Source organism: Methylacidimicrobium sp. AP8 (genome assembly GCF_903064525.1).
In the GTDB taxonomy this organism is placed as follows: Bacteria; Verrucomicrobiota; Verrucomicrobiia; order Methylacidiphilales; family Methylacidiphilaceae; genus Methylacidimicrobium.
Genome location: NZ_LR797830.1, coordinates 608,123 through 627,138 on the forward strand (window position 1 = coordinate 608,123; position 19,016 = coordinate 627,138).

The 19,016-nt window shown below is 64.2% G+C and carries 10 protein-coding genes; 9 read left to right on the forward strand and 1 reads right to left on the reverse strand.

What is annotated here, in order from left to right:
* Positions 1 to 3 precede the first annotated feature (3 nt).
* Positions 4 to 2,556, reverse strand: a complete 2,553-nt coding sequence (locus MTHMO_RS02715) for a glycosyltransferase (protein WP_202213417.1) — start codon at positions 2,554 to 2,556, stop codon at positions 4 to 6.
* A gap of 158 nt (positions 2,557 to 2,714) precedes the next feature.
* Here MTHMO_RS02715 and MTHMO_RS02720 point away from each other — a divergent pair, with 158 nt between their 5' ends.
* From MTHMO_RS02720 to MTHMO_RS02760, 9 genes are all read left to right on the forward strand, one after another.
* Positions 2,715 to 3,617 (forward strand): phosphoribosylaminoimidazolesuccinocarboxamide synthase, encoded by a 903-nt coding sequence (locus tag MTHMO_RS02720; protein WP_202213418.1) that lies wholly within the window; start codon positions 2,715 to 2,717, stop codon positions 3,615 to 3,617.
* A 237-nt stretch (positions 3,618 to 3,854) separates the two neighbouring features.
* Positions 3,855 to 5,420, forward strand: coding sequence for a TolC family protein (locus MTHMO_RS02725; RefSeq protein ID WP_237394724.1), 1,566 nt, complete (start codon positions 3,855 to 3,857; stop codon positions 5,418 to 5,420).
* 22 nt (positions 5,421 to 5,442) lie between these two features.
* Positions 5,443 to 7,029 carry a TolC family protein gene (locus MTHMO_RS02730; RefSeq protein ID WP_202213419.1) on the forward strand — a complete coding sequence of 529 codons (1,587 nt, stop codon included), beginning with the start codon at positions 5,443 to 5,445 and terminating at the stop codon, positions 7,027 to 7,029.
* A gap of 102 nt (positions 7,030 to 7,131) precedes the next feature.
* The gene (locus tag MTHMO_RS02735) at positions 7,132 to 7,704 is read left to right on the forward strand and encodes an RNA polymerase sigma factor (RefSeq protein ID WP_237394725.1); all 573 of its coding nucleotides are present in this window, start codon (positions 7,132 to 7,134) and stop codon (positions 7,702 to 7,704) included.
* Between the two features lie 74 nt (positions 7,705 to 7,778).
* Entirely contained in the window at positions 7,779 to 8,129 is a 351-nt protein-coding gene (locus MTHMO_RS02740) for a hypothetical protein (protein WP_202213420.1), read from the forward strand.
* Between the two features lie 147 nt (positions 8,130 to 8,276).
* Positions 8,277 to 11,486 carry an efflux RND transporter permease subunit gene (locus tag MTHMO_RS02745; protein WP_202213421.1) on the forward strand — a complete coding sequence of 1,070 codons (3,210 nt, stop codon included), beginning with the start codon at positions 8,277 to 8,279 and terminating at the stop codon, positions 11,484 to 11,486.
* The gene (locus MTHMO_RS02750; protein ID WP_202213422.1) at positions 11,483 to 14,704 is read left to right on the forward strand and encodes an efflux RND transporter permease subunit; all 3,222 of its coding nucleotides are present in this window, start codon (positions 11,483 to 11,485) and stop codon (positions 14,702 to 14,704) included. The genes MTHMO_RS02745 and MTHMO_RS02750 overlap by 4 nt, the downstream gene beginning before the upstream one ends.
* Before the next feature lie 532 nt (positions 14,705 to 15,236).
* Positions 15,237 to 17,147 carry a hypothetical protein gene (locus tag MTHMO_RS02755; protein ID WP_202213423.1) on the forward strand — a complete coding sequence of 637 codons (1,911 nt, stop codon included), beginning with the start codon at positions 15,237 to 15,239 and terminating at the stop codon, positions 17,145 to 17,147.
* A 57-nt stretch (positions 17,148 to 17,204) separates the two neighbouring features.
* Positions 17,205 to 18,773: a hypothetical protein gene (locus MTHMO_RS02760; RefSeq protein ID WP_202213424.1), complete on the forward strand. Its 1,569-nt coding sequence runs from the start codon at positions 17,205 to 17,207 to the stop codon at positions 18,771 to 18,773.
* Positions 18,774 to 19,016 lie beyond the last annotated feature (243 nt).

The following is a 19,016-nucleotide window of genomic DNA, read 5'->3' on the forward strand; positions in this document are numbered from 1 at the left end:
GAGCTATTCGTCCCGGGGTGGAAGGATAGAGGAGGAGGGGATTCGCGAGCCGAAGGGCCTCCAGGAAACCGGATGGAGGTCGAGCCGCCGGCCCGCATCGGCCACGAGCTCGGCGAGCCTGCGCTGCAGGCAAAGGCCGTGTCGGGCCCAGGCGACGCCCGCCGCCGCTCCGGCGGCCGGCAGCACCAGAGCCGACGGGCCGAAGGCGGCGCAAGCCGCCGCCAAGGCGAGGCAGCTGCCGATCGCGCAAAGAACGGCAAGCGGGCTCGGACAGAGCAAAACGGCGGTCCGGATCAGCCTCCTTTGTTGCGGGTAGACCTCCGTCAAGGTGCGAAGCCGTACATTCCACCAGGCTCCCGCGAAGACGTGGATATCCCAGCGGCTCCAGCCGGTGTCGAGGGCATACGAGAAGCCGTTCTCCGTCAGGACGGACTGGATCCGGCCGAGCAGCTCCATGCGTTCGACCCCGGAATCGCTCCAGAGCGCGACCCCCTCCCGGCAGAAGGTCGTGCCGAGCGCAGATGGGGCATGCGAGGAGCGGGGGGAACGGGGAATCGGCTTCCCCCGCAGCCAGACCAGCCACCGGGGAATGCCGCGGGCGAGCGGTTGGAGGAAGGCCAGGACGGAGACAAGGAGCCGATTGGTACAGGTGGCGAAAGGTCGTGGGATCTCCCTGTGCAGCCCGTAGGCTGCGGCGGGGACCAGGCTGGCCGAAAACAGGAGAGCCGGGAGGAGAAACGCGGGCCAGGTGTGGCAGAAAGGCAGCGTGGAAAGCACCAGAACCATCCATTCGACGCTGGAGACGACGGCCGCCCAAGAAGGCTCCGCACGGGGATAGAGGCACTGGAAGAGCCCGCCGGCGAAGGGGCCGCGATAAATCGGCGGGGAGGAAAGGGCAAGGGATGGTGCTCCCGGAGAATAGATCCGCCCCCGCCAGGATGCGGCGCCGCCGGAGCGGAAGCGGTCGAGGTGGCGGAAGCGCAGGAGGGCTTCGGCCTTTCCGTAGCCGGCCTGCTGCCGCAGGTAGTCCGAGAAGGTCGAGCGCCGGTGGTGCCAGACGAGGGCGCCGGGCGCAAAGCCCAGACGGTCTCCGCGGTCGAGGAGCCTCCAGCAGAGGTCGACGTCATCGCCGGCCACACGGAATTCCGGAAGAAACCCTCCCACTGCTTCCAAGGCGGCCCGCCGAAAGGCCATGTTGCATCCGGGAAGATGCTCGGCGAGCTTGTCCGCGAGCAGGACATGGGTCGGGGCACCGGGGGCCGCCGCGACGGCGGCTTCGATCGCCGCGGTCGGCGGAGGGGCGACGTTGGGGCCTCCGACACCGGCCAACTCGCCGCATTGAAAGGCGGCGGCCAGAAAGTAGAGCCAGTCCTGGTCGGCGACGCAGTCCGCGTCGGTGAAGGCGACGATCTCTCCATCGGCGGCGGCGATGCCCCGGTTTCGGGCGGCCGCCAAGCCGAGATTCTCCTGGTAAAGGATGCGGATCCTTCCCTGAAAGGATTCGAGCACCCGGCGGGAGCCGTCGGTGGAGCCGTCGTCAACCACGATGATCTCGAAGGCCGGATAGTGGAGCCGCTGGAGCGAGCGGAGGCAGCTGCCGAGGAATCGCCCGCCGTTGAAGTTGCAGACCACGACGGAGAACTTAGGGGCGTAGGGAAGCGGAAAGCGCCGGAACAAGGGCTCTTTCCGGGACTGGAAGAGAGCCTGCACTCGGTGGAAGCTCAGCTTCGGGCTCCGGTCCCTCCGGACCAATCCGAACGCCCAGTCGCTGATCTCCGAGCCTCCCGTGAACCACTCATCGGTCCAGGAGAAGAGGACGGTTCCGGCCGCGCCGGACCGGAAAACCGTTTCCACGTGGGCGGCGAGAAGATCGGCCTGCTCGGTCTCCGAATGTCGTAGGGTATCCATGCCGAACTCGGTGATCAGCAGCGGCTTCTCGCCTGAAAGATTCTGGAGGCGCGCCAGATAGGAGCTCAGATCCGCGGGCCGGTGAAGATACAGGTTGAAGGCGAGGAAGTCGACGGAAGGCGGGTGGAGATATTCGGTCGGGGGATAGTTCGCATAGCTGACCAGAACTCCAGGGTCCTCCTCCCGGACGATCTCGATCAAGCTGCCGATATGACGCTCGATCCTCCCGGTCCCGGCCCACCGGACGAGATCCGGAGGGATCTCGTTGTCGACCAGATAGGCGAAGATTGCCGGATGCCGGGCTCTCTCCCGAACCGAGCGGCGGACATGGTCGCGGATTTTCCGGAGAAGCCGCCGGTCTTTCCAGAAAAGCGTGCGCTCGACCCACGGGATCGTGATCAGAACCCGCAGCCCGTGATCGAGGGCGGCGTCGAGCAGGTCGAGAGGAGGAATATGGTAGACCCGGAGAAGATTGCAGCCGCACTCCTTCATCCGTGCGAGGTCGTCCCGGATCCCCGCCGGGTCGGGAAAAGGGGCTCCATCGAGCGGACGCGGAGAGAACGGGCCGTAGGTCACCCCTTGGATGGGAAATTTCTCTTCCTCTTCGAAAAAAAACTTCCCACGGATCTGGATACGGGCGACCCCCATACGAGGCAGGAACGGCGCACCATGAATGCGCAGGGCCGGAAGCCGGCTCCGGCGCGGATCCTAGCGGTTCGGCGGGAAGCTTGGCAAGGCCGCGGAGCTCCGCCCGGGAACGATGCCCCTCCTTTACGAGAGGAATCCCGACAGAGTAAACAGGGAGGATGCCGAACGAAAGCGACATGGCCCGGTTGGGGCTCCGGCTCGTACACCGAGGCAAGGTGCGGGATCTCTATTCCTGGCGGGACGAGCTTTGGCTCGTCGCCTCGGACCGGATCTCGGCCTTCGACTGCATCTTGCCCACGCCGATACCCGGCAAGGGGAGGATCCTTACCCAGATGAGCCGCGGCTGGTTTTCTCTCCTGGCCTCTCTTTGCCCTCATCATGTCTTGGGGTACGACCTCCCGCCGGAAATTCCCTTTCGGGAATGGCGGGGACGCCTGACCCGGGCCAAGCCCTGCCGCCCGCTTCCGATCGAGTGCATCGTCCGCGGCTACCTGGCGGGCTCCGCCTGGAAGGAGTACGCAAGTACCGGAAAGGTAGCCGGCTGTCCGCTTCCTCCAGGGCTGCGCGAGGGGGATCCCCTTCCGGAAGTGCTCTTTACGCCGACCACGAAGGCGGAGGCCGGCCATGATCTGCCGCTATCTCCTTCCGAAGCGGAGCAGCGGATCGGAGCGGAGCTTTACGCCCGGGTCTCCCGGCTCTCCCTTTCGCTCTACGAGGCGGGTAGGAAATATGCGGCGGAGCGGGGGATCCTCGTCGCCGACACGAAGTTCGAGTTCGGGATGCGAGGAGAAGAGCTTCTCTTGATCGATGAGGTGCTGACCCCCGACAGCTCGCGGTTTTGGCCCCTTTCGGAATACCGCCCCGGAGGGAAGCAGCCCAGCTTCGACAAGCAGTTTGTCCGCGACTACCTCGACTCCCTGCCTTGGGATCGCCGCCCGCCCGCCCCGCCGCTGCCGGAAGCGATCGTCGCCCGGACCCAGGAGAAGTACCGGGAAGCGCTGCGGCGGCTTTTCCCGGAGATCGAAAAGGAGCTCGATGCGACGTGCGCGGATCTTGGATAGGGCGGCCGGGAAGCCGGTCGGTTGCGCACCGCCGGCCCCGGCGTGCCGGAAACGGATCCATTCCTTCCGAATCCCGACGAGCCCTGCTGCGCTTTCGTTGACACCGGGTGGCGCATCGAGAGAATAGCGGCCGGAGCGCAACAATTCGGCAGCCGGCCGGTTGAATCCATTGACCGGCTTCCTGGGGCGAAGTGCCGGCTGTGACGGGCGGGAATCCTTCCGGGCGGTCTAGAGAGAGTGAAAAACATCAAGGCGGCTTCCAGACGGTCGCGCCGGGGTGCCGCGGCGCTCGCCGGGATGGTGCTTTTTGCGATTCCGGCGGCCGGGGCGGTGCGCGCGCAGATCGAGCCGAAGGCGGAAAAGGCGGATTCCGCTCACCCCTCCCGGGCGCTGCCGCCCTATGAGCAGCCCGTGCAGGGGCGTCCGGCGCCGAGCAATGCCCCTGCACTCGAAACGCTTTTGGCGGCGGTATCGCCGATCGCCGCGAAACGATCCGATCCGACAGCCCTCGATCTGGCCGCCTGCTACCGGATGGCCGCCATCCGCTGGGATCAGCTCAAGATCGACTACCAGACCCTCCGTGCCCAACAGGCGGTCGTGACACAAACCTTGTCGGCCTTCTTTCCGCAATTTTCCTGGGAAAATTTTCAGAGCTTTCAGAACACGACGGGGGTCATCCCCACCGTAAGTGGCGTGGCTGTGGGGACCTCCAGCGGCTACTTCTCGTTCAACTCGATCAACACCACCTGGCTTCTCTTCGACAGCCTCCGACAGCAGAACCGCGTCGCCGCGGCCCGGGCGGACGCCGCTGCCCAGTCCTATCGGCTCCAGCGGGATTACCAGCTGCTCTACCTCAACGTGGCGCAGGCGTTTTACCAGGAGCTCAACTATGAAGGGAGTGTCTCGATCCTCGAAGATCAGATCGCCGCTCTCCAAGGGCTCGTGAGCGAGCTCGAATATCGCCTTAAGATCGGGAGATCCCGCCCGGCCGACGTCTTCCAAGGGCAGGCGAATCTCGCTGCGGCCGTCGCGCAGCGGGAAGGGTATATCGGCCTGATGAATCAGTACAAGGCGACGCTCAACTACTACCTGGGCATCGGTCCAGAGAGGATCAACCTGAAGGAGACGCAGCCTTTTCCCGGTTCCCAGGCCCTGGAAGACTACCTGGTTCACGTCGGCACTCGGCCGGATATCCTGGCGCAGCTCCAGCTCCTGCGCGCGCAGAAGGCGCAGCTGGCCGTCGCCATCGGGAATTTCGGTCCGCGCGCGGGAATTTCGGGTAGCTACTTCCTGAGCCACCAGCCGGATTCGCCGATCTTCTGGACCGTCAACATCGTCACTACGATGCCCCTCTTCACCGGGGGCCTTCTCACCGCGACGGTCCGGGAGGAGCAAGCGCTTGTCCACGTCGCCGAACTCCAAGTGGAGAACTTGAAGCGCACGGCCGACCAGACCCTGCGCATCGCCTTCGCCCTCTTCAATGCCGCCGTGGCCCAGGTCCTCCAGTACCGGGAGCAGGTCGAGGTTTCGGCGCTCTACTACGCAGCGCAGCGGGACGACTTCCAGCGCGGGGTCGCCCAGCTCCTCGACGTCCTGGTGGCCCTGAACACCTACCAGCAGGCGCGCCTCGCGCTGCATCAGAATGAGATGAACGCCCGCTACCAGCTGGTTAATCTTTTCGTCCAGGCAGGCTTGACCCCCACGAATATCGAGGCCACGGGCCTTCCCGTGTCGAACGTCCTTCGCGCCGGTCCCCCGGTCGGGCCGGGCAATCCGCCGGCGCTCAAGGCTTTGATTCCGTAACGGTGTGCCGAGGGGAGGGAGGATGGACCTTAGGAAGCGCCGGAGGAGGAAGCGGCAGGGTGGGGCCCGCCGGCGGGCGGCTTTCGCGGTCGGAGCCCTTTGCCTGCTGGCTCTCTCTCCCCGGCCGGGTGCGGCTCAGCCGCCGGGAAAGGCCGAAGAGCCTCATGCCTCGCGGCCCCTGCGCGCCCTGCCGGCCCAGGCGCAACCGGTGCCCGCCCGCCCCGCTCCGTCGAGCCTGCCTTCCTTGGACGCTCTGCTGCAAACGGCTTCACCGATCGCCGTCAAGCGATCGGATCCCCAGGCGATCGACCTGGCGGAATGCTACCGGTTGGCGGCGATCCGTTGGGATCAGCTGAAAATCGATTATCAGACCGTGCGGGCGCAGCAGGCGGTGGTGGCGCAAGCGCAATCCGCGTTCCTGCCGCAATTTTCCTGGGAGAACATGCAGAGCTTTCAGAACACGACGGGAGTCATTCCGACCGTCGGCGGCGTCGCGGTGGGAACTTCCGCTCCCAACGGCTACTTTTCCTTCAACGCGATCAACTCGACCTGGCTCCTCTTCGACAGCCTGCGGCAACAGAACCGGATCGCAGCGGCCAGGGCGACTGCGGGCGCGCAGGCCTACACCATGGCATGGGATTATCAGAATCTCTATTTGAACGTCGCCCAGGCCTTCTATCAGGTGCTCAACTACGAGGGCAGCGTCTTCATCCTCGATGACCAGATCGCGGCCCTCCGAGGCCTGGTGAACGAGCTGCAGTATCGGTGGAAGGTCGGCCGATCCCGGCCGGCCGACGTCTATCAAGGGCAGGCGAACCTTGCGGCCGCCGTTGCCGCGCGGGAAGGCTACATCGGCTTGATGAACCAGTACAAGGCGACGCTCAATTACTACTTGGGCATCGGCCCGGAGAACATCGATCTTAAGGAGACCCAACCGTTTCCGGGCCCCCAAGCCCTGGAAGAGTACCTGGTGCACGTCGGAAGCCGGCCCGACGTGCTTGCCCAGGTGCAGCTCTTGCGCGCCCAGAAAGCGTCGCTTGCAGTCGCCATCGGGGAGTTCGGCCCGCGCACGGCGCTCACCGGCACCTATTTTCTCAGCCATCAACCGGATTCCCCTGTTCTTTGGAACACCAATATCGTCACCACCATGCCGCTCTTTACCGGCGGCCTCAACACCGGGTACGTCCGCCAGGAGCAGGCGCTGGTGCATTCGGCCGAGCTCCAGGTGGAAAATCTGAAGCGCACCGCAGACCAGAACCTGCGCATCGCCTTTGCGCTCTTCAACGCCGCCGTGGGACAGGTTCTCCAGTATCGCGAGCAGGTCGAGGTTTCGGCGCTCTACTATGAGGCGCAGCGAAACGATTTTCAGCGCGGGGTGGCGCAGCTCCTCGATGTGCTCACCGCGTTAAACGTCTACCAGCAGGCGAGGCTTTCGCTCCATCAGACCGAGATGAACGCCCGCTATCAACTGGTGAATCTCTTCGTCCAGGCGGGCCTGGCCGACGGAAACTTGAAACACACGGGCCTTCCGCTTCAGGATATGCTGCAAACCAGTTCACCCTCCGGCCCGGGGACTCCTCCGGCGATGCCGGTCTCGGCTCGGCCGTGAGCGTCTTCCCTGTTTGGGGAAGACGGAAGAACCAGCGGATGCCGCTGTTTTGCGGGGCGGCCTGAGCCGCTGCCGATCCAGGAAGGGAGTCCGAAACGAAACGTGGCGGCGGAAGAATCGGAAGATGCCGAGCTCATGGCGCAGATCGCCAGGGGCGACGATAATGCCTTCCGGCGATTGATCGAGCGGCATCAGCTCGCGGTTTTCGGCACGGCGGTCAAGATGCTGCAGGACCGCTTCGTCGCGGAAGAGATCACGCAAAAGGCATTCCTACGCGTGTATTGGGCGGCCAAGCGGTACCGGCCGACGGCGAAGTTCCGCACTTGGCTCTTCACGATCCTGCGGCGGCTGGTCTTGAACGAGCTGCGCCGCCGGTCTTCTGCCGACGCATTCGTTCCCGCCGGCGACGATCCTTGGGAGGGGACCCCGTCGGCTTCCGCCCGTTCTCCGGCGGATTCGCTGATCGACAAGGAACGGCTCGAGCTGGTTGAGCGCGCCCTCGCCTCGCTTCCTCCGAACCAGAGGCTCGCGGTGGTGCTCAAGAGCTACGACGACCTCTCCTACGAGGAGATCGCGCGGGTCCTCGGCCTCTCGCTCAGCGCCACCCGCGCCCTGCTCTTTCGCGCGCGCGAAAGCTTGCGCAAGAGCTTGTCGTCTCTCAAGGACATCCGATGATCGAGCGAAGGCCGGGAGCGGATCGGTCTTTTCCCTCCTTTCCGTCGGGGGAGGAACCGAGTAGATTCCTTTCCATGCTGGCCGAACGACGCTTTCGTCCCTTCCCGATTCTCTTCGCCGTCTTTTGCTTCAGCCTCTCTCCGTCTTTCTCGAACGCACACGCTGCGAGCCGGCCGGAGGTTCTTTCGGGGGATGCTCCGCCGGGGGTGGTCCTATGGAAGAGATTTCCCGAGGGAGGCGGCTATTTCCAGCAGCGAGCGGATGCGCCGATCATCGTCATTCCGGCCCCTCCTCGGCTACCGGTTCCTTCGGCTCTCGAGGGTGGGATGAGAGCCGCACATGGGAGAATACCGCAACAGAAGATCGTGCCTTCCTTCCTGCCGGACGAAGCGGTCGAGGTCGGGGCCTTTTCGGGCGGCCTGTAGCCGGCGGGGGAAGCCGGTCGGCCTTCCGCAGGAGCCTCGCGACATTCGGCGGTCCGGGTGGTTTAATTATTGGAGAGCCCCGGGTAAACGGCCGTGGGCTCGCTGGAACGGCCCTTCCCGGGAAGCGGCAAGGGAAAGGGCGGCCCGATGACACTCTCCGATCTCTCGATCCGCCGGCCGGTCTTCGCCTGGATGCTGATGGCCGGGCTTATCCTCTTCGGAGCGATCTCTCTGGGCAGGCTGGGGGTCAGCGACCTACCGGAAATCGACTTTCCGGTATTGACCATCAACCTCCAGTGGGCGGGCGCCGCGCCCGAAATCCTGGAGACGTCGATCGTCGATCCGATCGAGGAAGCGGTGATCTCCGCGCAGGGGCTGCGGAACATCACCTCTTTTATCGAGCAGGGGCAAGCGTCGATCATCCTCGAGTTCGAGCTCGGGCGGCCGATCGACGCGGCCTTGACCGAGGTCCAGTCGAAGGTCAGCTCGGTCAAGCTCCCCTACGACACGACGACTCAGGTGGCGACGCAGACCGTGCAGCCGGTCGCGCAGCCGATTCTCACCAAGGATAACCCGGAAGAACAGCCGATCCTGATTCTTGCGCTTTCGGGGAAGGACAAGACCCTCCACGACCTGGTTACCTACGTCGACCTGGTGCTCCACGATGAGTTCCAGATCGTCCCCGGCGTCGGCCAGATCGTATTGGCCGGCTACAACGTCCGCAACCTGCGCGTCTGGGTCGACAACGAGAAGCTCAAGCCGCTGCAGCTCACCGTGCTCGACGTGCAGACCGCCCTCCAGCAGGAGCAGGTCGAAGTGGCGGCCGGCTATCTCGAAAACGCGAAACGGGAGATGAACGTCCGGGCGATGGGAGAAGGGCTGACTCCGGAGCAAGTGGGCAACATCCAGATCAAGAGGCGAGGGACCGAGCTCATCTATCGGTCTCCGATTCACATCAAGGACGTCGCCCGTGTCGAGGACGGGCTCGACGACATCCGGCGGATCGCGGTCCGGGGCGGACATCCGGTGATCGGCTTAGGGATCAAGAAGCAGCCGGGAGCCAACTCGGTAGCGGTCGCCCGGTCGGTCAAGCAAAAGCTGGAGGAGGTCAAGCGCCACTTGCCTCCCGGCTTCGACCTCCAAGTGGTGTATGACCGGACGCAGCATATCGAAGAGGCGATCCAGGAAACGCTCTTCACCCTGCTGCTCTCGGCCCTGGTGACCGCTGTCGTCTGCTATCTTTTCCTCGGAACTTGGAGCTCTACCGTCAACGTTCTCCTCTCGATTCCTACATCGGTGCTCGGAACCTTCATCATCCTCTACTTTTTAGGCTTCACGCTCAACTTCTTCACCCTCCTCGGACTGTCCCTGGCGATCGGCATCATCGTCGATGACGCAATCATGGTGCTGGAGAACATCGTCCGGCATCGAGAGATGGGCCAGGGAAGGGTGCTGGCCGCCCAGATCGGAGCGCGGGAAATCACCTTTGCGGCCGTGGCGGCCACGGTCGCAATCCTGGCGATCTTCCTCCCGGTCGCCTTCATGCGCGGGATTGTCGGCAAGTATTTCTACCAGTTCGGCACGACGATCACGGCGGCCGTCGCGCTTTCGCTCCTCGAGGCGATCACCTTGACCCCCATGCGCTGCTCCCAGCTTCTCGAGGATCCGAAACGGCGCCGAGGGCTGGCGTGGCTCATGGACCGGCTCTTCCGCGAGCTTTCGCGGGCCTACCGGCTCATCCTGCGCCTCTGCGTCGACCACCCCTGGCTGATCCTCTTCACGGCTGCGATCCTCTTCGCGTTCTCGCTGCGCTTCTTGGCGCTCCTTCCCAAGGAGCTGATCCCCGCGCAAGACGAGTCTTCCTTCTTGGTGCGCATCCAAACACCGGTCGGCTCCTCCATTCACTTGACCCGGAGGAAGCTGGAGGAGTGCGAGGCGATCATCGCGACCCACCCGGAGGTCGCGCGCCTCTTTGGCGAGGTCGGAGGCTTCATTCAGCGGACGGGGGCCAGCGACGGCAACTTGATCGACGCCCAGGTCAACATGGGCACGATTTACGTGACGCTCAAGCCCAAGAAGGAGCGGAAGCTTACCCAGCAGGAGCTGGGAGACCGGCTCCGATCCGAGCTCGCCAAGATCGGGGGAGTCCAGGTGGGCCTGCAAGACTTGTCGATCCGGGGATTTACCACCGGGCGCGGATTCCCGATCGAATTTTCGGTGCGCGGCCGGGACTACAAGGTGCTCCGGGAGCAGGTCGCCAAGATCACGGGCGAGATGAAGCGATCCGGCTACTTCGTCGACCTTGACACCGACTTCCGGGATGGGATGCCCGAGGTCCGCGTCTTCCCCGACCGGTTCGCCGCCAATGCCTGCGCGATGCCGATCCAAAATATCGCCAACACGGTGGCGGTCGCCATCGGCGGCGTGGCCCAGAGCCAGTTCACCAACGGGGATCGGCGCTACGATATTCGGATTCGGCTCGAGGGGGGAGAGCGGGTCAAGCCCGAGGATATCCAGAAGCTCTTCGTCCGGACCAACTCCAACGAATACATGCCGATCACCTCGGTCGCCCATTTTGAAACCGTACCGACCTTCCAGACGATCGGCCGGCGGATGCGGGAGCGGGCGATCACGGTCTTCGCCAACGTCGCCCCGGGAAAATCCCAGGCAGCGGCGCTGGCCGTTGCCCGGAAGATCGCCGAACGGAACGTCCTCCATGGTTACCGGGTCTACTGGAGCGGCGGTGCCGCCGCCTTCGAAGAGACCTTCGGCAGCCTCGAATTCGCTCTTTGGGTGGGAGTCGTCGTCGCCTACATGGTGCTCGCCTCCCAGTTCAACAGCTTCGTCCATCCCTTCACCGTCCTGCTGGCTCTTCCGTTCAGCTTGAGCGGAGCTCTTTTCGCTCTCTGGCTGACGCATCAGTCGATCAACCTCTACAGCATGATCGGCCTGGTGCTCCTCATGGGAATCGCCAAGAAGAATTCGATCCTGCTCGTCGAGTTCGCCAACCAGAAGCGGCAGCTCGACGGGCTGCCCGTCCGCGAAGCGCTGCTGGAAGCGGGGCCGATCCGGCTCCGCCCGATTCTGATGACCTCGGTTGCGACGCTGGCGGCGGCACTTCCGCCGGCCCTGGCGATCGGCCCCGGCTCCGAGAGCCGGATTCCGATGGCGATCACGATTCTCGGAGGCGTGACGGTTTCCACCTTCTTCACTCTCCTTGTCGTGCCGGCGGCCTACCGCGTGCTCGCCCGGCTGGAGAGAAAGCCGCGTTCCCCTGCCGCTCCGGCCGGCCGGGCGCCGGCTTCGATGGTTTGGGAGCATGCGGAGGCCCGGCAGAGCCCGGACGGAATCCCGTGAACCTGCCCGAGCTGGCCATCCGAAGACCCGTCGCCGCGTGGATGCTCATGGCAGCCCTGGTCTTTTTCGGCATCCTCTGCCTTTTTTCCCTCGGGATCAGCCGGCTTCCGGATGTGACCTACCCGGTGTTGACCGTCGTCGCCCAGTGGCCCGGCGCCTCGCCCGAGGTGATGGAGGCGGAGGTCGTCGATCCGTTGGAAGAGGTGCTCATGTCGGTCCAGGGGATCCGGGACGTGACGAGCACGATCATGCAGGGCGTGGCGCGGATCCAGCTCGACTTCCGCTTGGACCGGGACATCGACGCGGCCCTACAGGAGACCAATGCCAAGATCCGGTCGGTGCGGCTCCCCTACAATGTCGATCCCCCCGTCATCTACAAGGTGAACCAGAACGACTCCCCGATCCTCTGGCTCGCGGTTACCTGGGACCGGCCCTTGAAGGACATCATCCGGTACGTCGACACGCGGATCCGCGACAAGTTCTCCCTGGTGCGGGGCGTCGGCGACATCCAGCTCGGCGGATGGACGGATCGGAACTTTCGCGTCTGGCTCGACCGGAACAAGCTGGCGCAATATCAAGTCGCTCCCAACGACGTGCTCAATCTTTTCCGGGCCGAATACCAGGAGACCGCTTCCGGCTACCTGGAAAGCGCCGATAACGAGATCAACGTTAGGGTGATGGGTGAAGTCGGGTCTCCCGAGGAGATGGGCGGCTTGGCGCTCAACCATCGGGGGGGGGCGGGCGGCGCCAATCTTCCGCCGTTGACCGGCATCGCTTCCGCGCAAGGGGGGATGGCCGGAACCGCGGGGGCGACCAGCTTTGCGACAAACACGCTTAGCAACGTGCGGGGCCCGGCGGACTCCTTTACACCTCTGGCCCAGATCGCACGGCCGGAGGACGGAATCATGGACCCGCGCCGCTTCGCCCGGAGCGACGGAGTTCCCTCGGTCGGCTTGGGCCTGCAAAAGCTGCGCGGATACAACGAGATCGAGGTGGCCAAATCCGCGAAGCGGATCATGGCGGAGCTTGAGCCCGACTTGCCGCCCGGGATGCACATCGGCACTCGCTACGATTCTTCGGTATTCACGGAGGAGGCGATTCGGGAGACCGCCTTTACACTCCTCTTCTCGATCGGGGTCACCACCCTGGTCTGCCTCGTATTCCTGGGCTCCTTCCGCACTACGGTGAACGTCCTCTTCTCGATCCCGATCTCGATCCTGGGAAGCTTCATCTTCTGCAAGGCGATGGGCTTTACGCTCAACTTCTTCACACTTCTGGCCCTCTCCATGGCGGTCGGCATCGTGATCGACGATTCGATCATGGTCCTGGAGAACATCACCCGCCACCACCGCATGGGGAAGAGCCCGGAGCGATCCGCGCTCGAGGGAACCCGCGAGATCTTTTTTGCGGCCGCCGCGGCCACACTGACCATCGTTTCGGTCTTCGCCCCGATCGCCTTCTTGGGGGGTGTCGTAGGGAAGTTCCTCTTCCAGTTCGGGGCGATGATCTCCTGCGCGGTCCTCATCTCTCTCTTGGAGGCGCTCACGCTCGCCCCGATGCGCTGCGCCGAGTTCGTGAGCGGCTCCCGCGGCCCGGGACCGGTGGAAGACCGGCTCGAGCTTCTCTACCAGGAAATGAGCGCGCGCTATCGGAGCTTCCTCGGCGTCGCTCTCCGCCACCGGTGGCTTGTCGTCCTTGCTTCCCTCGGCCTCTTCTTGCTCTCGCTCCGCGTTTTCCCCCAGCTCCACCGGGAGCTTTCCCCTTCCGAAGATCTCGGCATGGCCCTGCTCCGGATCGAGACGCCGGTGGGGAGCTCGCTCGAGTACACCAGCAATCGGGTCCAGGAGCTGGAGACTTTTCTCCAGAGCCAGCCGACGGTCGCCCACTTCTTCACCACCGTGGGCGGGTATTCGGGAGGCGAGGTGAACCGCGGAGCGATCTTTGTGACCCTCAAGCCGCGGAAAGAGAGGAAGGAGCGGCTTCAGGAGATTATCCGCGTGTGGCGGAAGGAGTTCCGGAAGCCTGTCTACAGCGACCTGCACATCAAGGTGATCGACATCAGCCAGAGCGCCTTCAGCAGCAAGCGCGGCACCAACATCGAGCTTTCGCTGCGCGGTTCGGATTTCGGCGTGTTGCAAGCGAAGGCGGACGCCATCGTCCATCAGATGGAGGCGACGGGGTATTACACGGACCTGGACACCGACTACCGGGCGGGGATGCCCGAGCTTGAGGTGGTGCCGGACCGGCAAAAAGCGGCCGATTCCAACGTCAGCATGCAGACGTTGGCCGATGTTATCGCCAGCTCGATCGGCGGAATGCGCCAGGGGCAGTATACCAACAGGGAGGACAACCGCCGCTACGATGTCCGGATCCGCCTCGAGCCCCACCAGTGGCGGGAGCCGGAGGACGTGGCCGACGTGCCCCTCTGGTCCGGCTACGGAGGGGAGATGATCCGGATCAAGGATATCGCGGAGTTGCGGGTCGTGCCGAAGCTGCTCGATATCACCCGGGAAAATCGGCGGCGGGCGATCACGCTCTTCGCCAACGTGAAGCCCGAGGTCTCCCAGGCGAAGGCGCTGGATGCCGCCCTGGCAATCTGCCGCAAGGAGCTCCCGCCCGGCTATGACGTGGAACCAACCGGCAGCAGCCAGACCGCCAAGGAGACCTTCGCTTCTTTCCCGGTCTCCTTCGCCCTGGGAATCCTGCTGGCCTACATGCTCCTGGGCGCCCAGTTCAACAGCTTCCTCTATCCCCTCGTGGTGCTGGTGGCGATCCCCTTTTCCCTGACGGGGGCCCTTCAGGGCCTCTACCTCACCGGGATGTCCCTGAATATCTACAGCGGGATCGGGATCATCCTCCTGATGGGCCTGGCGATGAAGAACTCGATCCTCCTGGTCGAGTTCTTCAACAAGAAGCGCTTTGAGGAGGCGCTGCCCCTCCCGGAGGCGCTTCTGGATGCGGCTGCGATCCGGCTCCGGCCCATCTTGATGACCTCCTTAGCCACCATTGCGGCGGCACTACCCGCCGCCTTGGGCGTCGGCCCGGGAGCCGAGGTCCGAAAGCCGCTTGCGATCGCCGTGATCGGCGGGATTCTCGTTTCGACGCTTTTCACTCTCTTCGTCGTGCCCTGCGTCTATTCGCTCCTGGCTCCCTTAAGCCGGCGCAAGCGTCTCGAAGAAGTCGAGGCCGAGCTGGCGAAGTCGGGCGATCTAGCGTAGGGACCGCCGCGGCCCATAGGAGCGATCCGCCGCCTGCAACGGGCGTGCGCGATTCCGCTTACACAAGAAGTCTATTTATCACAGTGTTCGTAAACGACATGCACGATGTCGATACAAGCAGGAGTTAATAAAAGCATGCCTATTTGCTATAAAAATGTCACAAACTTGTCACAATGTTTTTTCGCGTGACCGTGCTACAAATAGTCTGTTCCGAAATCTTCTCTTCCGGAGGGCAAAAGCGGGCGGTCCCGGCAGTCGCCGTCCTTTCGCAGCCAAGAGGAAGAGCGGAGGAAGGTCCGTGGAGCCGAGTCCGGAAAGGGATGGGAGGAATGGAATCCATGCTGGCACTTTCGTCGCTGACCGTGAGACAGGCACTTGGATGGCGACCGGCAGGAACCCGTTTTTTCCCGGCACCGAAGTTTTTCTAAGAAATGGGTGACCGGATTCGTTCCTTTCATTGGGCCTTGGGCCACTTTTTTTCGAAGCGATCCTCGATCAAAAGAAAGGAAATCAGCAAAACACGGAGCATGCGATGAAACAGCGGAATCGATGGAACCGGAACCGGTGGCTGATCACCGGGCTCTCTTGGCTCTGCGCAACTCCTCTTGCGGTTCTTCATGCGGAGGGAACAGCGGCGGACGCCGCCGCGGGCCAGGCGCAGAGCGCGTCCCGGCTGAGGGAACAAGCGCAGGTTTTGCAGGATCAAGCCAGCGGCAATCAAGGCCTCGCTCAAGGCTACGAAACGGCGGCCGCCCTGGAAAAGGCGGAGGGTCATCCGCAACAGGCCGAAATCGATCGGATGCGGGCCGCCCACCTGGAAAACAAGGCGAAGGCCGAGGATGCCCAGGCGCTGAAGGATATGCGGGAGGCTAACAACAAGCGGGAAACCAAGGAGTCCAAGGATCACCGGGCAACGGGTAGCCAAGGGAGCGCGCCGGGAGGAAAAGCAACGAGCGCGAGCGAAAGCGGCAGGGTCGGGAGCGGCGCCGGCGGCGGAAAGGGCTCCGTGGCGTCCGGAAGGGGTCAGACCGCAGCCCAGCTGAGGAGCCAGGCTGCGGCTTTGCAGCAACAGGCGGCAGGCCTCGAGAAGCGGGCGCAATACTGGCAACAAAGAGGATGGCTAGAGGGAGTATTTTATTATCATGGCGACGTCTCGGACAATCCCGCCGACAAGTGGGCTGCCCACCTGGAGAAGAAGGCGAAAGCCGATGAGGCTCAGGCGCAGAAGGACATGCGGGAAGCCGAGGCCTCCCAAGGTCGTTCGGCGGCTGGCGGCCGGGGCGGCGCCGGCGGCGGAAAGGGCTCCGTGGCGTCCGGAAGCGGGCAAGCCGGAAGCGGCACGGAACGTGGGAAGTCCGGAGGGAACACCGGACACGCGGGCGGAGCGGGAAGCGGCGGCGGCCGGGGAGGTAGTGCGCCGAGCTGGGCGCTGCGGGACCGTGCCGAAGGGTTGCAGCAGGAGGCGCAGATTCGCGAGGCGCGGGCGCAGTGGGACAACGCGATGGCCCGGTACGAGGCGTCCCAGGGGCACATGAACCAGGCGGAGCTCTACCGGGATGAAGCCCGGCGGCAGGATCAGCTGGCGCACCGGGAGGACCGGCAGGCGCTTCGGGACTGGAACCGGTCGGAAGGCGAGGGGAGCCGTGGTGGTATCACCGGGAGCGGAGCGGGAAGCGGCGGCGGCCGGGGAGGTAGTGCGCCGAGCTGGGCGCTGCGGGACCGTGCCGAAGGGTTGCAGCAGGAGGCGCAGATTCGCGAGGCGCGGGCGCAGTGGGACAACGCGATGGCCCGGTACGAGGCGTCCCAGGGGCACATGAACCAGGCGGAGCTCTACCGGGATGAAGCCCGGCGGCAGGATCAGCTGGCGCACCGGGAGGACCGGCAGGCGCTTCGGGACTGGAACCGGTCGGAAGGCGAGGGGAGCCGTGGTGGTATCACCGGGAGCGGAGCGGGAAGCGGCGGCGGCCGGGGAGGTAGTGCGCCGAGCTGGGCGCTGCGGGACCGTGCCGAAGGGTTGCAGCAGGAGGCGCAGATTCGCGAGGCGCGGGCGCAGTGGGACAACGCGATGGCCCGGTACGAGGCGTCCCAGGGGCACATGAACCAGGCGGAGCTCTACCGGGATGAAGCCCGGCGGCAGGATCAGCTGGCGCACCGGGAGGACCGGCAGGCGCTTCAGGACTGGAACCGGTCGGAGCATCCCCACTTGGGGAGCGAGAGCCGAGGCGGTGAGCTAGGGTCGGAGTCCGGTCACCCCCATCTTTCGCGGGTTGCGGCGGAGCATCCCCATTTGGGCTCGGCAGCCGGATCGAGCGGACATCCTCATCTTCATGCCGCCGGCGGCAGGGGGATGGAGCGGCATATGCATGCGTCTCGCGTGCATGCGGCGCATGTGCATGCTTCCCACGTCCATGCCGCGCACTTTCATGGCGGAGGCAGGAGATAATCGGCGGAAGGAGAGGGCAAGGTTACGGCGACAGCATGTGTAGGAAAGGAGGTAATCATGAGCATGAGGAATCGCCTGGCGGGTGTTTCCAAAATTTGGAGTCCAAATCCCCGCAGGGTCGTTTTGCTGGATCCGGAGAACTCATCGGCGACGGCTCCGCACGGGGAGGCGGCCGGAGCTGACGGCGGCCGGCAAGCCGCTAAAAACGGTGTTAGGGCGAATGGAGAGGGGGCATCCCCGTCCGAATCGTTGGTCCCGTACGGCTCGGGTTCGGTCGAGCCGGCATCGGCTCCGGAACCGCGAGCAAGAAGGGGTCGCGGGCTCCTGCTTCTCTCCCTCGGCGGGGGGATTCTTCTGGCTGGCGGCTTGGCGACCGTCGGCTTCACCAGCTGGGTGAACCATCTGCAGGTCCCGGGGTCGCTCGCGGACGAGGAGTATCATGCCTACGATCGAACGGTCGCCCAGTACGAGAAATGGAGAAAGGAAATTCTCGACCGGATCAACGGAGGCGGTGACGGCGCGGGGGCGGCGAAAAAGCTCGGCAGGATCGAGGCGAAAGTGCATTTCCCGCCGGAAGAAGCGGTCCATGCGTGCTTGCGGAGGCACCTTCCCGGTGATGTGTCGATTATCTCGATCGAGCCGGTCGCTTACCGATCCGTCGGGAACGCCGAAGAATTGGACTATCGGGTGACGGTCGAGTCGGCGGTCGATCTTTATGTCGTTCCGGCTCTGGCCGCGCCGGGACCGCCGGAAAATGCGCCCGGGCTAGTCAAGGAAGTCTGGCCCGATCTGCTGTGGGACGCGACGCTGCCTCCGGGGATGGAGTTTAAAGCCGGCGAGAAAGACCGCTACTTGCTCGCGAAGGCGGATCAGAAGGTATCGTTTCTTTGGAAGATCGAGAAGGCGCAGGTCGTCGACGGGAAATGGCGGATTCAGCGCGTTGCGCCCCCTCTCCTGGAGTGGAGCAACGGCTTTTTTGCCGCCGGGTTGGACAATGCGCTGCGGGGAGGCGGAGCCATTCCCCCCTTATTCCTCTGCCGGAGCAAGGATCTTGAAGAGTATTCCGCTTCCTTCGAACGGTGCCTGGCGGACCTGCACAGCAGGTATGACGCCATGGAGGCGGACGTCGCCCAGGCAAGAAAGGAGCTCGGAGGGGAGGTGACCAAGGCTCCGAAAGGCATCCGGAAAGGAATCGACCTGGCGGCAGTGCGGCGAGCCCGTTCCGAAGGCTTTCAGCAGGGAATGGAGGAGGGCGGGTATGCGAGCGACGCCCTTTCCAATTTGGAAGGCACCACCCGCACAGGAGTCATCCCATGGCTCGAAACGGTGACTCCCTTCGTTGGTGGTCTGGTTCATAGCAAGAAGGCGGAAAAAGAGGAGATCGCCAGGCAGCGCGCGGCGGCAAGAGCGGAATATCGAGCGCAGTGGGCGAGGCATATCCGGGAGCTCAAGGAAGCCGAGCAAAAGGGCAATCAATATCAAGCACAGCAGGAGTCCCGGTTCGTTCAGTACTATCGGGATCTTGCTGACCAGAGGGTGTCGGATATTCGCCGATTCATCCAGAAGACCGCCGTTGCCGAAGATGCAGCGGGCGGAGCGAGGAACCATCGTTCTCTGAGCAACTGAGCCTTTTTCGGCACCGGGACTGTAGAGCAGAACGCCGCCTCATCCGAGGCGGCGTTCCTTTTTTGGTGCGCTGCAGCCTACCGGCGGCCGGCGTCAAGGCATGATTTCAAGCCGTGTCGCCGATGGGATTTCGAATCACGATGCCGGCCGCCCGCGAGGAGCCGCGGGCGTGTGGGATGTCACACATCTGCCACGGGTTCGTAATAAAGTCGTCACGGAAATGGCAATGAACCGTCACAGAAA

Coding starts and splice junctions, on each gene's coding strand:
- MTHMO_RS02740 (WP_202213420.1), top strand. CDS start 7,779: ATGCTGGCCGAACGACGCTTTCGTCCCTTCCCGATTCTCTTCGCCGTC.
- MTHMO_RS02755 (WP_202213423.1), top strand. CDS start 15,237: ATGAAACAGCGGAATCGATGGAACCGGAACCGGTGGCTGATCACCGGG.
- MTHMO_RS02720 (WP_202213418.1), top strand. CDS start 2,715: ATGCCGAACGAAAGCGACATGGCCCGGTTGGGGCTCCGGCTCGTACAC.
- MTHMO_RS02715 (WP_202213417.1), bottom strand. CDS start 2,556: ATGGGGGTCGCCCGTATCCAGATCCGTGGGAAGTTTTTTTTCGAAGAG.
- MTHMO_RS02745 (WP_202213421.1), top strand. CDS start 8,277: ATGACACTCTCCGATCTCTCGATCCGCCGGCCGGTCTTCGCCTGGATG.
- MTHMO_RS02760 (WP_202213424.1), top strand. CDS start 17,205: ATGAGCATGAGGAATCGCCTGGCGGGTGTTTCCAAAATTTGGAGTCCA.
- MTHMO_RS02730 (WP_202213419.1), top strand. CDS start 5,443: ATGGACCTTAGGAAGCGCCGGAGGAGGAAGCGGCAGGGTGGGGCCCGC.